This is a genomic window from Mucilaginibacter sp., assembly GCF_035492695.1.
Lineage (GTDB): Bacteria > Bacteroidota > Bacteroidia > Sphingobacteriales > Sphingobacteriaceae > Mucilaginibacter.
Genome location: NZ_DATJJC010000004.1, coordinates 35,479 through 49,379 on the forward strand (window position 1 = coordinate 35,479; position 13,901 = coordinate 49,379).

12 protein-coding genes are annotated in these 13,901 nt (G+C 45.2%); 5 read left to right on the plus strand and 7 right to left on the minus strand.

Annotation, left to right across the window (positions count from 1 at the left end):
* Positions 1 to 38 precede the first annotated feature (38 nt).
* The gene (prfA, locus tag VL525_RS01250; RefSeq protein ID WP_325382463.1) at positions 39 to 1,112 is read right to left on the minus strand and encodes a peptide chain release factor 1; all 1,074 of its coding nucleotides are present in this window, start codon (positions 1,110 to 1,112) and stop codon (positions 39 to 41) included.
* 114 nt (positions 1,113 to 1,226) lie between these two features.
* Positions 1,227 to 2,003 (minus strand): UDP-2,3-diacylglucosamine diphosphatase, encoded by a 777-nt coding sequence (locus VL525_RS01255; RefSeq protein WP_325382465.1) that lies wholly within the window; start codon positions 2,001 to 2,003, stop codon positions 1,227 to 1,229.
* Positions 2,004 to 2,119: 116 nt separating this feature from the next.
* Here VL525_RS01255 and VL525_RS01260 point away from each other — a divergent pair, with 116 nt between their 5' ends.
* Positions 2,120 to 2,911, plus strand: coding sequence for a DUF1835 domain-containing protein (locus tag VL525_RS01260; RefSeq protein ID WP_325382467.1), 792 nt, complete (start codon positions 2,120 to 2,122; stop codon positions 2,909 to 2,911).
* A gap of 2 nt (positions 2,912 to 2,913) precedes the next feature.
* Here VL525_RS01260 and VL525_RS01265 read toward each other — a convergent pair whose 3' ends face one another.
* Positions 2,914 to 4,524: a glycoside hydrolase family 10 protein gene (locus VL525_RS01265; protein ID WP_325382469.1), complete on the minus strand. Its 1,611-nt coding sequence runs from the start codon at positions 4,522 to 4,524 to the stop codon at positions 2,914 to 2,916.
* Between the two features lie 336 nt (positions 4,525 to 4,860).
* Here VL525_RS01265 and VL525_RS01270 point away from each other — a divergent pair, with 336 nt between their 5' ends.
* On the plus strand, positions 4,861 to 5,772 hold the full coding sequence (locus VL525_RS01270) for a hypothetical protein (RefSeq protein WP_325382471.1): 912 nt from the start codon (positions 4,861 to 4,863) through the stop codon (positions 5,770 to 5,772).
* Between the two features lie 211 nt (positions 5,773 to 5,983).
* Here the strand turns inward: VL525_RS01270 and VL525_RS01275 are convergent, their stop codons facing one another.
* The 4 genes from VL525_RS01275 to VL525_RS01290 all read right to left on the minus strand — a co-directional run bounded on the left by VL525_RS01275 (position 5,984) and on the right by VL525_RS01290 (position 11,854).
* A complete protein-coding gene (locus VL525_RS01275) occupies positions 5,984 to 9,706 on the minus strand; it encodes a sensor histidine kinase (protein ID WP_325382473.1) in 3,723 nt (1,240 codons plus the stop codon).
* 103 nt (positions 9,707 to 9,809) lie between these two features.
* Entirely contained in the window at positions 9,810 to 10,697 is an 888-nt protein-coding gene (fabD, locus tag VL525_RS01280; RefSeq protein ID WP_325382475.1) for an ACP S-malonyltransferase, read from the minus strand.
* A 92-nt stretch (positions 10,698 to 10,789) separates the two neighbouring features.
* On the minus strand, positions 10,790 to 11,428 hold the full coding sequence (gene folE, locus VL525_RS01285) for a GTP cyclohydrolase I FolE (protein WP_325382477.1): 639 nt from the start codon (positions 11,426 to 11,428) through the stop codon (positions 10,790 to 10,792).
* Positions 11,429 to 11,437: 9 nt separating this feature from the next.
* The gene (locus tag VL525_RS01290) at positions 11,438 to 11,854 is read right to left on the minus strand and encodes a 6-carboxytetrahydropterin synthase (RefSeq protein ID WP_325382648.1); all 417 of its coding nucleotides are present in this window, start codon (positions 11,852 to 11,854) and stop codon (positions 11,438 to 11,440) included.
* 76 nt (positions 11,855 to 11,930) lie between these two features.
* Here VL525_RS01290 and mqnB point away from each other — a divergent pair, with 76 nt between their 5' ends.
* From mqnB to VL525_RS01305, 3 genes are read left to right on the plus strand one after another with little or no spacing between them, the layout of a single operon-like run.
* A complete protein-coding gene (gene mqnB, locus VL525_RS01295; protein ID WP_325382479.1) occupies positions 11,931 to 12,563 on the plus strand; it encodes a futalosine hydrolase in 633 nt (210 codons plus the stop codon).
* Between the two features lie 5 nt (positions 12,564 to 12,568).
* A complete protein-coding gene (locus tag VL525_RS01300) occupies positions 12,569 to 13,015 on the plus strand; it encodes a DinB family protein (protein ID WP_325382481.1) in 447 nt (148 codons plus the stop codon).
* The gene (locus VL525_RS01305; protein WP_325382483.1) at positions 13,012 to 13,869 is read left to right on the plus strand and encodes a 1,4-dihydroxy-6-naphthoate synthase; all 858 of its coding nucleotides are present in this window, start codon (positions 13,012 to 13,014) and stop codon (positions 13,867 to 13,869) included. The genes VL525_RS01300 and VL525_RS01305 overlap by 4 nt, the downstream gene beginning before the upstream one ends.
* Positions 13,870 to 13,901 lie beyond the last annotated feature (32 nt).

Here is a 13,901-nt window from a genome sequence, read left to right on the forward strand (position 1 = left end):
AGTGTAAAAATTGCGGGATTTACAAAAACAGGTCTTGCTTAAGCTACGGTTCCCTCTTTTAGCTTTTCAGCATTTTCGGCAAACTGCAGCGATTCCAGTATATCCTGTATCCCGCCGTTCATAACCTCGGGCAGGTTATAAATGGTAAGGCCAATGCGGTGTTCGGTAAGCCTTCCCTGCGGAAAGTTGTAGGTGCGCACCTTGGCCGAGCGGTCGCCGGTGGAAACCATGGTTTTACGTTTTTTAGATATTTCTTCCAGGTGCTTTTGAAGTTCCATCTCGTATATTCTCGACCGCAATACCTGTAACGCCTTATCGTAATTTTTTAATTGCGATTTCTGATCCTGGCACTGCGCAATTATACCGGTCGGTATATGCGTTAGCCGTACTGCCGAATAAGTTGTATTTACGGACTGTCCGCCCGGGCCCGATGCGCAGAAAAGGTCTTTGCGTATGTCGGCCGGATTCAGTTCAATATCAAACTCATCAACCTCGGGCAATACTACCACGCTCGCAGCTGATGTATGCACACGGCCCTGCGTCTCAGTATCGGGTACACGCTGTACCCGGTGCACACCCGACTCATATTTGAGCGTACCATAAGCATCGTCTGCCAATACGTTAAACACAATCTCCTTGTACCCGCCTGCGGTTCCCTCAGTAAAATCTACCAGCTCCGTTTTCCAGCCGCGTTTTTCGCAATACCGCATGTACATGCGGTACAGGTCGCCTGCAAACAAAGCAGCCTCGTCGCCGCCCGTTCCGCCGCGTATTTCCACAATGGCATGTTTCGAGTCTTCGGGATCTTTCGGGATCAGCATTACCCTTATCTCTTCCTCCTTCTCATCGCGCTTTACCAGCAGTTCGTCCAGCTCCATTTTTGCCATCTCGCGAAACTCCTCATCCTTCTCGGTCGCCAGTATTTCCTTGTTCGCGTCGATATTGCTCATGATGTTTCGGTAGATGTTGTATTCGTCCACCACCTTTGCCAGGTCCTTATATTCCTTATTCAGCTGCGCAAAACGCTTCATATCAGCCATTGCATCGGGGCTGCTTAATTCCGCTTCAACATCTTTCCAGCGCTGGTTTATCGCTTCTAATTTCTCTAACATATGGACTTACCTAAATCCCCGCCAAAGGCGGGTGCTTTTTAATATTGTTAAAAAGCGCACAAAAGTACGGAATTTTAAGCAGATTTTGAAGCAGAGCGTGTGCCGCCCAACTTATTACAATGCGTTCACATTTGAATTTTTGAAATAACGCAACTCTACATCTGTGCCGTCGAATACCGCATAGGATCGTGTCAGCACCCACTCGCCAAGGTTGATATAGCGGCTTTTGTTGTTGCTGAGCAGCATATCGGCTGTGCGGTGGCGGTGACCGAAGATTAGGTAATCGTAATACTCCGTTTTGGTCAGCTCGTTACAAAATACAGGCAGAAATTCAAGTCGCTTGGGGTTAGGTATCCCTTTCTCTTTTTTTGTATTGGCTATACGGCTATGGCTAGACCAGTAATTGGCAATCCCTACGCCCAAATTAGGATGCACACGGGCGAAAAGCCATTGACATAGCTTACTGCGGAAAAATTTTTTCAGGAATTTATATTTATAGTCGCCTGGTCCAAGGCCATCCCCGTGATGCAGGTAAAATTTCCTGCCGTTCCGTTCAATGATCAGTTCGTTGGTAATGATAGTCGCGCCAAGCTCCTTTTCAAAATAGTCGAACATCCACATATCATGGTTGCCTTTGAAAAAGTATATCTTAATGCCCGCGTCGGCCATTTCGGCTAATTTACCAAAAAAGCGAAGGTACCCCTTGGGTATTACCGTCCGGTATTCGAACCAGAAATCGAATACGTCGCCCATCAGGAAAACTTCGGCGGCATCGGCTTTTATCATATCCAGCCAGCTTACCATCATCATCTCGCGCTCACGGCTCGATTCATAACTGGGTGCGCCCAAATGAAAATCAGAAGCAAAATAGAGTTTATCCCGGTTCGGCATATCGGATTCAAAAGTAAGGCATTAGGATGATTTTTTTATTTCGGATTTATGATGTTCGATTTCGGGTTTATTATTTGAGTTTATTTCGATATTTGATGGCCAATATAAACTACCCCATGCACACCACACTTCATGTCCTCAACGGCAGTTCAACCGCCCATGTCTTCCGCGAAACCGGTATACCGGGTGATATCCTGGTTTGGCGGGAAATATTTTCGCAGGGGCCGCTGGCTGAAAATGTCTCTTCTGGGGATTTCTGGAAGGCGCGCAGCAAATGGATCGCTGGCACTTTTAAGGAAAGCCCCGTGGAATACGAGGGAACTGTAGTTGAACCACTGGAGATGCTGAAAGAGCCCTATGAGACCATCAACCTGTGGTTCGAGTTCGATCTGCATTGCCAGGCTAACCTGCTTGGAGTAATGGCGCTTCTTGCACAAAACACCAACCTGTCGCCACCTGCGGTCTTCCTGATTTGCCCGGGCGAATTTCCCGGCAAGCCTGATTTTAAAGGCATGGGCGAATTGGCGGCGGATGAACTGGAATACCTGTACGAAAATATTATCGTCCAACTTGGCGAGATCGATTTTGTAATAGCTGGCGAAGCCTGGAAGCTTTATGTATCGAACGATGCCAACGCTCTTGAAAAATGGCTAAACGAGACCGTGTTCTGGGGCAGCCTGCACTTGTTAAAGCCCGCCCTGGAGGCCCATGTAAAACGCCTGCGAACCAACGAAGCTGGTTTTAATTATATCGAACAAAAACTACTTGATATTTATCATAATGGTGCCGAAACCCGGCATACTATTTACCAACGCTTCTGGAACGACGAAAAGATATACGGCCTCGGCGATACGGAGATCGACCTGTACCTGCAACCCCTGATCGACAGGCAACTGATTAAATTGTAAGGCTATTTACCCGTAGTTGTGTAAGGAATCGCGGGAATGGCAGGCGTAGGATAGCTTTCATTTTTCATCCGGTCGATGGCGGTTATCACGTATAGATATGTCTTGTTCTTTTCCGCTGTCTGGTCCTCGTACTGCGTATTGGCACTGTACTGGATATGGAGGATATTTTTGGGATTGGTAAGATTTACGGTATCCGTATCGTTAAACCGGTAAATCACATACCCATAAACATCTTCGCTGTCGGCGGCCATTGCCGGTGTTTGCCATTGGAGGTTCACCCCAAGCGTATTGCGCTGAGCAACCAGGTTTTTCGGAGGGTTGGGCGGCACCGAATCCAGCCATAACATGGGTGGCGGCAGAGCGGGGTATTTATAAAAATCGGTATGTAATGAATCTGTAAACCCGAGCGGGTTTTTGATAAGCGAATTATTACTGAAAAACACGCTGCCTTCCACCCGGTTATTGTCGCGCAGGTAACGCACCTGGTTGGGCAGTTCGAGCGGGTTATGGAATGCTCTCGACTTTGGCTCAAAGGCCCGGTACGGCGCCTGCCCTATATAAAGGTGCCTGCCAAAGGTATTGTCGCTCCACCAGTCCACCAGGTTCTCAAACGGCGCCAGCCGGTATCCAAAGTTCCAGTAAACCTGCGGCACTACATAGTCTATCCAGCCTTCCTGTAGCCACTTGCGGGTGTCGGCATACAATTCGTAGTACGAATCGCCGCCCGTGGTTTCCGAACCTTCCGGGTCCTGCCGGGCGTTTTTCCAGATACCAAACGGGGCAATACCAAATTTCACATACCATTTGTGCGTGTGAATACTATCGCCTAAAGCCTGTATCAGCAGGTCAACATTGTTGCGGCGCCAATCTTTTATATCTGTAAATTCGCCGCCATAGGCCTTAAATGTCTCCGAGTCTTTTATCGTCTGCCCATCTATTTTATATGGATAGAAATAATCGTCCATATGCACCCCGTCGATATCATAGTTATCCACCACGTTCAGTATCACTTTTACAATGTAGTCGCGTACTTGTGGTATACCCGGGTTAAACAGTTTGATGCCACCGTAAGTAAAAAACCAGCTGGGTTCCTGGTTGGTGATATGGCAGGTGCACAAGTTTTTGAAGTTACCGTCAAAAGTAGCCCTGTAGGGATTGAACCAGGCGTGAAGCTCCATACCGCGTTTATGCGCCTCGGTAATGGCGAATTGAAGCGGATCGAAAGCAGGATCGGGTGCCTGGCCCTGTTTGCCCGTCAGCCACCGCGACCAGGGTTCAAGGCTTTTGGCGTAAAAGGCATCGGCAGCTGGCCGCACCTGGAACATAACGGCATTGATACCCATCCGCTGGTCGGCATCCAGTATATCAAGTAATTGCTGCTTTTGTTTTTCAACCGGCAAATGCGGGTCGCTCGGCCAGTCGATATTTACTACAGTCGCTATCCATACCCCTCTGAACTCGCGTTTTGGTTCTGCGTTTGCAACCGGCGCTCGCGCCGGTTTTTCAACAATATCGCCGTCAGTCGATTTTTTTAGTGCGTAGGGCTGGGCCTGAACTTTGGTAACTACCAAAAAAGCAAAAATAGTTAACAGGAAATATCGGCACACACGCATCTGGGGGAGAATTATTAAAGCTGCAAAGATATAAACTCATGGTTTATTTTTTTATTATACCATGCAATTACACAGAGATTTTTGTGTTTTACCTATATTCTAATTACTTTTAAAGCCATCTGCCCGAAAATAATAACCTATGAGAGAAACAATTCTTCGAGATTTTCATTTTATATTATTAACTGCATTTTAGCGAAACAATAACCTGAATTGACTGTTAACTATCGTTAAGATTAACACAAAACAAATTTTTATTAAAATTAAGGCAGATTTGTGTACTGCTGACCCTAACAAACTTTACACAACATCCTAATTAAAAAACTTAGAAAAACAGCTATGGAAAATCAATCCGGACCAGCCCCTAAAAAGAACTCGAATGTCATCTATTTCCTTATTGTTGTTGTTTTAGCCTTACTGGGCACCGACGTGTACCTGTATTTGCAAAAAAACAAGTCGGACACAAAAATTGTGTACCAGGAAGATGAAAAGAACAGGTTAAAGGTTGAGCTCGACAGCCTGGAGGCCCAAATTGAACAGGTAAACTCCGGCAAGGCCAAAATGTCGGCCGAGTTACGTGCTAAAAACGACTCGCTTGAGGCCAAGATCAAAGTGCTTCGTGTGCAATTGGACAAGGGTAAACTCACCAAGGAAGAATTGAGCAAAGCACAGGAAGATGTTAAGCAACTGCGCTATTTTGTTGCTAATTATACTGCCCAGATAGAAGAGTTGAAGAAACAAAATACAAATCTCGCCAGTGAAAGAGATACCCTGAAGACCAACCTGGCAACTACTACCCAAAAGGCCACAACCTTAGAAGAGCAGAACAAGGACCTTGATAGCAAGGTAACCATTGCCAAGGCTTTGAAAGTTGGCAGCGTAAATATTGTGGCATACAAGGTAAAAAACAGTGGTAAAGAAGTTGAAGTGAGCCGCGCAAACCCGGCAAAAAAGATCAAGATCAACTTTACGGTGGCCAGCAACACGCTTGCCGATAAAGCGCTGCACGATGTTTATGTTCGCGTGCTTGATCCAACCGGCAACCTGATCACCACAACCGATTCGGGGAATTTTAACGCTGATGGCCAGGATCTGCAGTACACTTATAAAACGTCTATCGATTTCAAGAATGATGGCAGCATGTTCACCATCGACTGGAGCAACCCTGCGGCATTCCAGAAAGGGGCTTATACCGTAATGCTCTATTCAGATAACTCGACCATGGGGCAAGGAACATTCTCGTTAAAATAATCAGTTATTAAAAAATTAATACCCGGTCCCGCTTGTGTAAAAACAGGCGGGATTTCTATTTTAAGACGGCACATGGCAGGCATTCAAGCTGACTGATCTCGCCCCTTCTTCTTTCGGAACGAATTTAAAGGAAGAACTATCGCAAATTTAAGACCTTATCTTTTGGACAGGGTCATCACTAAATGTTATCGTTAAAGAGTATTGATGAATATTAAGCTACTTCGGGCAGGCTGATATAGAATGTTGTTCCTTCGCCAATAATGGTCTCAAACCAAACCTTGCCGCCCGCGTTCTCAATGGAGTTTTTGACAAATGCCAGTCCGAGGCCCGTGCCGGAGCTTTTGGTAGTAAAATTTGGCTCGAATATCTTCTCACGCAGGTTGGCCGGTATGCCATTGCCGTTATCTTTAATGCTTAGCAGCACAGCCCCATTCGTTATCATATGCTCGATCGCTATAACCCCGTCACGCCCCTGTGGTATGGCCTCTATGGCATTTTTCAGAAGATTATTAAAACAGCGAAGAAGCTGGTCGCGGTCGGCACTAACTTTGAACGGATTTTCGGGCGCGCGGTAGTTTATTTTAATATTTTCTGTTTGCTTATATACCACTACAGCCTGCGTAAGTATATCAAAAACATCCATTTTTTCCAACCTTGTATCCGGCATTTTGGCGAAGGCCGAAAACTCCGAGGCTATGGACGACAGGCTCTCGATCTGCTCCACGAACGACTTACTGAACCGCTCGAACTTCTGATCGAATTTTGGGTCCTTATCCTTCCACGATTTTTCCAATAGTTGCAGTCCCAGTTTAAGCGGCGTCAGCGGGTTCTTGATCTCGTGAGCCACCTGCTTGGCCATTTCGCGCCAGGCGCTTTCCCTTTCAGACTGTGCAAGCTTTTGTGCGCTTTGCTCAAGGGCAGCTATCATGTTGTTGTATTCGGCTATCAGCGTTCCTATCTCGTCTTTGCGTTTCCATTTTATCGGTTCGTTTTTTTGGCCGTAAATGGTTTTGCTCAGGCTATATTGAATAATATTGAGCGGCGTGGTTATCTGCCGTGCAATGAATACTGCCAGCAGCCCTATAGCAATAAATATCAGGGCATAGATATTGATCATAGCGTCCAGGAGGGAACTCAAACGTGATTTGTAATCTTCCTCATTCGAGAATGAAGGCAACTGTAAATACCCGATAGTCCTGTTTTGCCCGTTGGTTAAAGCTATATAACCCGCTTTATAACTGAAATCGCCGATGATCTCGGGGTTTATAAATATGGATTTATTAAGCTGATGCAGGTTTATGTAGGCTTTTCCATTGATCCTTTTAGCTATAAGACCGTTATCATAAAGCTTAGGCTGGGTTGATACCAGCATCTCGCCGTTGGTATTGAACAGTGTGATATCGGCGGAGTAAACATTCGCAAATTCATCAAACTTAGCCAGGTAATCCTGCCCCATGTAGTAAACACCGCCTGTAAGGTGGGCGTTTTCAAACGCTTTCCCTATCTGCAGCAACCTATGGCTTATTGTAGCGTCCTGTTGTTCGCTGTATTGCTTTGTGATAGAAACATAAGTAATAACACCAACCAATATCAACGTTGCTACAACTGCGAATACAATGGAAAGCTGTATCCTTGTTTTGTATAAAATATGTTCAAAATTGATCTTTAATACCCAGTGGAAATAGTTCTCCTCCGAATATAATATCCGTATGCGCGCCCACAGCCACCGCATTACAATAACAATTGCGGCAAATGCCAGAAACACAATAAAAAAGAAGGTAACCGAGGTAATGGTATTGATGGTGATATTTTCCTTTTTGCTTATTACCAGCATGCTCCGCCCATCGGGCTCATAGATCAGGTGGTTATAAGTGTTCCATAATTTATAAGATGCCAGGTCAGAGACGGTTGTGCTCTTAAATACTGTATCCTTTACTTTCCCCTTAAATTCACGGTTTATCAGGCTATAATCGTATTTGCCTTTCTGGCTCATCAGCCTGTTATCGCTGTAATAAGCATAGGAATAATCTTCAAAATCATCCGCAGGCTTTACATTATTATCTACCAGTAAGTCAAGCGGCGCATTTTCATTCTGCGTATCTTTTGAGTCGAGCGATATGACCAGCGTACCGATAAGTTCCTTATCATCGTAAACCGGTATCCTGGCCACGTATTCTCTCGACCCATAGGCCTTGCTGTTCCTGTAAAAATAGTCGGATATTTTTGGCGCACCGCCTATTCTTACCATGTCTTTAAAAACATTCAGATCATAGGACTGCTGTTCATACCCTTCCTGGGGCAAAAATTGCCTGTCCCCGGTGTCGTATCCATAAACATTCAATTTAAATTTCGATAGGTATTCGTAGAAATAAGTTTTTTGAAGATAAGTTTTTATAAAATCATTATTGTGGACGGTATCCATAAAATACCGTTTTATATCGGGGTCCGTCCCTATTTTACGCTCAACAATTTTAAGGTAATGCTCGGTCGGCAGATCGGCGGTGGTTATCAATTGATGCAGGAGCTCCTTACGCTTTTCCTTTTCTTTAAGCGAAAGCAAGTGGTTTAATTTAATAGCTGATACAAAGGCACAAACCAGGATGATGCTCACCAGCGCACCCGAATTTAACCTCGCCTCCTTATACAGGTAGGCGTACCCGCGGATAAACACCCAGGCCGCGCCAAAAATATAAAACAAGGTAAGTTCCCCGCGATTTAACACCGGAATGAATGTGGCCGCAAGCACAGCAGCTAAAAAGATGGCTGCCTGCTGCCATACCGGAACGGCTACCCGTGCGCTAAAAGCGAGGCATATCTCGACAAGAACATAAAAAATAAGATAGGCGAAACACAGTATTACTATGCCCATTACGCTATGATGTGTGAGACCGAGCACATTGTTAACGTCGAAATTGATCTTTGAATAAAGCACCAGGCCATGAAAACGCCTGAGCAACAGGAACGAAACCCCGGTGATAGCCAACACGCACACCACAACGATGACATAACCCGCAATTTTACTGTATGCTGGTTTCACAAGCCTGTTGCGGTAGCGGTAAACGAAACAAAAGAACCAGCTTACGGCAAGCACGTTGATACAAAAATCTCCAAATGAGGGGTATAGAGGCCCGCCATAATATAACGTGGGTTGAAAAATGGAAAGCTTGTAACTAAGGTCGGGCCAGTTGCAATAAATATTGAGATATCTTAACGAGACGATAAAAATAAGCAACACCGCAAACGACAACAACACGTAACCTTTTACGGCAAAATAGTTACAGATATTGTGAATAAGCAGGCATAGGATCAGCAAACAAAGCGCCCAGGAAGCTATTTCGAAATAAAGAAACTTATGATTAACCTCGTAAGGGTTTACCTTTACCGAAAAAAGATATTTATCGGTAATACTGTGTATCTCGTAAATATTTTTGTCATCATATTTGGCTATCTCGATATTGTTATCCTTAAGCAGGTTTTTTGCGAAGATATTCTGCAGATATTGGTTTTGAATTTTGTATTCAAACTTTACGGGGATCATGAACACAGCCGAAAAATCGCCATCCGTCTTCTTGATGGCATTATAATGCCCGTTCGATTCCTTAACAAAAGAATAGCCCTCCCTAATGGGATGCAGTGGTATTACCTTTATCCCGCTCCAAAACACAAGCCGGCCCTTTTTGTAAGTGAGCACCCAGATACCTTCGTCGGTCGTAAATTTCTTTATGGCCTTCAGCGCTGCCCGGTCATCATCCTGCAGCGTCTTTAAATTGTCGAAAGCTTTTTTATCGTTAATAACATCGGCAACAACACGTTCCTTTTTTTGCAGGTTGCTTTCAAGCGTTTGCGCGGTTTGATAAAGGTTATTTTTGGGCGTGTAGGTTTTCTGTATAACAATTGCTGTCAGCAGTAAACTGGCAAACAGGAGGGCCAGCATCAATCGTATTTTCGCAGCGGGTGTCAATGTTTCAAAAGGTAGGGATAAAATTACTATAAAAAAACAAAGCCATCCGTTTTCAGTTTGGATGGCTTCGCGATTTTTATTCGCTTAAAGCGGCGCTGCTTGTTACCGCAGCACGGTCTACCTTTTTTACAAGGCCCTGCAACACACTGCCCGGGCCAACCTCAATAAAGGATGTGGCCCCGTCCTCCAGCATGTGCATAACGGTTTGGGTCCAGCGTACCGGGCCGGTCAGCTGCTCTATCAGGTTGTGTTTTATTTTAGCCGGATCGGTATAAGGTTTTGCATCGATATTTTGATATACGGGGCACACCGGTTCTTTGATCTCTGTATTCAGTATAGCGTATTCCAGTTCCATTTTTGCCGATTGCATTAATGGGGAATGGAAAGCCCCGCCTACGTTCAATTTCAGTGCACGTTTTGCTCCCGCAGCCAGTAATTTTTCGCAGGCATAATCAATACCGGCTATGCTTCCCGAGATAACCAACTGGCCGGGGCAGTTGTAATTGGCAGGTACTACCACCTCGGTAGCGCGTTCGCAAATATCTTCTACCGTAAAGTCATCCAGGCCCAAAATTGCTGCCATAGTCGACGGCTGTATCTCACAGGCTTTTTGCATGGCATTGGCACGTGCGGCAACCAGTCTTAAACCATCCTCAAACGATAATGCGCCGGCCGATACCAGGGCCGAGAATTCGCCCAGCGAATGTCCTGCCGCCATATCCGGCTGAAAATCATCGCCCAAAACTTTTGCCAGGATAACCGAATGCAGGAATATGGCCGGCTGGGTTACTTTGGTTTGTTTCAGGTCCTCATCGGTGCCACCGAACATGATGTCGGTTATGCGGAAACCCAATATTTCATTAGCCTTTTCAAACAGTTCGCGGGCCTTGTCCGACTTATCATATAAGTCTTTACCCATGCCGACAAATTGGGCGCCTTGCCCGGGAAATAAGTATGCTTTCATATTTAGTGAATAGTTAACTGGTTATCAGTGATTGGTTATCAGCTCATTCTGCAATTATAAATACTAATCACAAATTAACTGATCATAAGTCACTAACCTAACTTAGCTGTTATCAAATTTAGAAACTCTGTGCGGGTTTTCTCTTTTAAAAATTCGCCGGTAAAGGCCGACGTTGTGGTAACTGAGTTTTGCTTTTGTACACCGCGCATGCTCATGCATAAGTGGCGGCATTCAATAACCACCCCTACGCCCAATGGATTTAGGGTTTGCTGAATGCAATCGCGTATTTCGTTGGTCAGGCGCTCCTGTACCTGCAGCCGCCGTGCGAAAACATCCACAACCCTCGGTATTTTGCTCAAGCCTACTACGTGCCCATTTGGTATATAAGCGATGTGGGCCTTACCGAAAAATGGCAGCATGTGATGCTCACACATTGAATAAACCTCTATGTCCTTTACCACCACCATCTGGCTGTATTCCTCTTTGAACATCGCCGATTTCAGTATTTCTTCGGCATTCAGGTCGTATCCCTGTGTCAGGAACAACATGGCTTTGGCAACACGTTCCGGTGTTTTTAGCAAGCCTTCGCGTTTAGGGTCTTCGCCTATCTGTTCAAGCACCCCATGATAATGCGCGCTCAGGTTATCTATCAGTTCCGGGTTATACCGGTCTATTTTTACGTAACCGTCGATACCTTCGTCGCGGTCGGGGTAAGCGTCTTGTTTATTCATCTTTAGGTTTTAATCACCAAAATACTCCGCCGAATTATTTTCAGTTTCAAACAACCTGACCGAATGCAGGAACACGCCTTCGTGTTTTTCGATCGGGCCTTTCAATTGGTTAAATATCTCGATGCAAAGTAACTCGGTCGAGGCCATTTTGCCCTGCATAAAATCTACGTCTTTATTTAGGTTCTTATGGTCAAGCTTTTCAATCACGTAATCGTTAATGATCACTTTCAGGTCCTTCAGGTCAATCAGGTAGCCGGTGGCATGGCTTATCTCGCCTTTTACCGTCACAAATAAATTGTAATTATGCCCGTGCCAGTTGGGATTTGCACATTTGCCGAAAACCTCGGCATTCTTTTCCTCGCTCCACTCTTCGCGGTACATACGGTGCGCAGCGTTAAAGTGCTCTCTGCGTGTAATATAGATCATCATAATAATAATTGGCGCAAATATACAAAACAAAAAACTGGGCTTTGTTTATCTTCGTTGTCAAATTAAAGCCATTATGCGGGTATTGGTTGTCGCGGCGACTGAGTTTGAAGTCGGTGAACTGATGTCGGAAGTCAGAGTTCAGAATCAAGATATTGAACTGTTAACAACCGGCGTAGGCATGGTGGCAACAGCATTTGCATTGGGTAAACACCTGGCAACTATGCGATACGACCTCGCGATAAACCTCGGCATTGCAGGCAGCTTCGACCGAAGTATCGCTTTGGGTGATGTAGTCGAAGTAGTGGAAGACAGCTTTTCAGAATTAGGAGCCGAGGACAATGAAAAATTCCTATCGATTGACAAATTAGGTTTTGGCGAAGCTGACTTTAAGCCTACCGCACGGCTTTCTGATTTCGGCATAACCGATATTAGGCAGGTGAGCGCTACTACGGTAAATACGGTACATGGTAACGACTTCAGCATTAAAAAGCTTATCAATCGTATTCAACCGCAACTGGAAAGTATGGAGGGCGCGGCTTTTTTCTATGCCTGTAAACAAGCCGATGTTCCATGTATGCAGATCAGGACAGTGTCAAATTACGTGGAAAAACGCAACCGGGACGCCTGGCAGGTAGGCCTGGCTATTAAAAATCTGAATACATTTGCTGCCGGGCTTTTCGGACGAAAGGATTCTCCCTTTAAATAAAAACCATGCTGCAGGAAATTTTAATAAAACTTTTTAAACGCGACCTGGACAAGCTTAAAACAGAGATCGCCGCATACAATACAGAAAGCAATATTTGGATAGTGGCTGATCGCATCGCCAATTCGGCGGGAAATCTTTGCCTGCACCTGGTTGGTAACCTGAATCATTTTATTGGTACGGTGCTGGGCAATACGGGTTACGTTCGTCAGCGCGACCTGGAATTCTCCCTTAAAGACATACCGAAGGCCGAGCTCATTCAGAAAATAGAGGATACCATAGCTATGATCGATCAGGTTATAGATAAAGTTACTGACGAACAACTGAGATCGGAGTATCCGATAACTGTGTTTGCAAAAGGTGACACTACAGCTTATTTTTTGAGCCATCTTGCCACCCACCTTAGCTATCACTTAGGCCAGGTGAATTACCATAGAAGATTATTAGACAAATGAAACTAACCCTCGGGTTCTCTCCCTGCCCCAACGATACTTTTATTTTTGATGCCCTGATCCACCACAAGATCGACACCGAAGGGCTGGAGTTTGAAGTGTTTTATGACGATGTGGAAACATTGAACCAAAAGGCCTTCCGCGGTGAGCTGGATATTACCAAACTGAGTTATCATGCCTTTGCTTACGTAGCCGGCAAATACGTTTTGCTGGATGCAGGGAGTGCGCTGGGATTTGGTGTGGGACCCATGTTGATTTCGAAATCCGAATTTTCAATTTCGGATTTAAACAATTCAAAACTCAAAATTGGTATCCCCGGGAAATATACAACGGCTAACTTTTTACTGGGCCTGGCATTTCCGGAAGCGACTAATAAACAGGAAATAGTTTTTTCGGGGATAGAGGACGCCTTACTGGACGAACAAATCGACATAGGCCTGATCATCCACGAGAACCGTTTTACTTACCAGGATAGAGGCCTGAAAAAGATCATCGACCTGGGCGATTATTGGGAAAAGCTGACCGGCTGCGCTATCCCGCTTGGCGGTATTGTGGCGAACCGGAGTTTGCCGCTGGACGTTCAGCATAAAATCAACCGGGTTTTGAAAAAGTCGGTGGAGTTTGCCTTTGCCAATCCAAAATCAGGACTGGAATTCATCCGCTCGCATGCGCAGGAAATGAGCGAAGAAGTAATGTACAAGCATATCGGATTGTATGTGAACAAGTATTCGCTCGACCTGGGCGAAGAAGGACGGAAGGCAATAAACCTGCTGTTTGATACGGCGAGGGAGAAGAATATTATTCCGGAGATAAAGGAAGATATATTTTTAAGCCCGCCCGCTAAAGGGGAAGAATAACTCTCAGTTGGATTTGCTCCCCTTCAGGGGCT

Excerpts from the sequence above, each read along its gene's own strand:
- prfA (WP_325382463.1), bottom strand. The coding sequence starts at position 1,112 with ATGTTAGAGAAATTAGAAGCGATAAACCAGCGCTGGAAAGATGTTGAA.
- VL525_RS01255 (WP_325382465.1), bottom strand. The coding sequence starts at position 2,003 with ATGCCGAACCGGGATAAACTCTATTTTGCTTCTGATTTTCATTTGGGC.
- VL525_RS01260 (WP_325382467.1), top strand. The coding sequence starts at position 2,120 with ATGCACACCACACTTCATGTCCTCAACGGCAGTTCAACCGCCCATGTC.
- VL525_RS01265 (WP_325382469.1), bottom strand. The coding sequence starts at position 4,524 with ATGCGTGTGTGCCGATATTTCCTGTTAACTATTTTTGCTTTTTTGGTA.
- VL525_RS01270 (WP_325382471.1), top strand. The coding sequence starts at position 4,861 with ATGGAAAATCAATCCGGACCAGCCCCTAAAAAGAACTCGAATGTCATC.
- VL525_RS01275 (WP_325382473.1), bottom strand. The coding sequence starts at position 9,706 with ATGCTGGCCCTCCTGTTTGCCAGTTTACTGCTGACAGCAATTGTTATA.
- fabD (WP_325382475.1), bottom strand. The coding sequence starts at position 10,697 with ATGAAAGCATACTTATTTCCCGGGCAAGGCGCCCAATTTGTCGGCATG.
- folE (WP_325382477.1), bottom strand. The coding sequence starts at position 11,428 with ATGAATAAACAAGACGCTTACCCCGACCGCGACGAAGGTATCGACGGT.
- VL525_RS01290 (WP_325382648.1), bottom strand. The coding sequence starts at position 11,854 with ATGATCTATATTACACGCAGAGAGCACTTTAACGCTGCGCACCGTATG.
- mqnB (WP_325382479.1), top strand. The coding sequence starts at position 11,931 with ATGCGGGTATTGGTTGTCGCGGCGACTGAGTTTGAAGTCGGTGAACTG.
- VL525_RS01300 (WP_325382481.1), top strand. The coding sequence starts at position 12,569 with ATGCTGCAGGAAATTTTAATAAAACTTTTTAAACGCGACCTGGACAAG.
- VL525_RS01305 (WP_325382483.1), top strand. The coding sequence starts at position 13,012 with ATGAAACTAACCCTCGGGTTCTCTCCCTGCCCCAACGATACTTTTATT.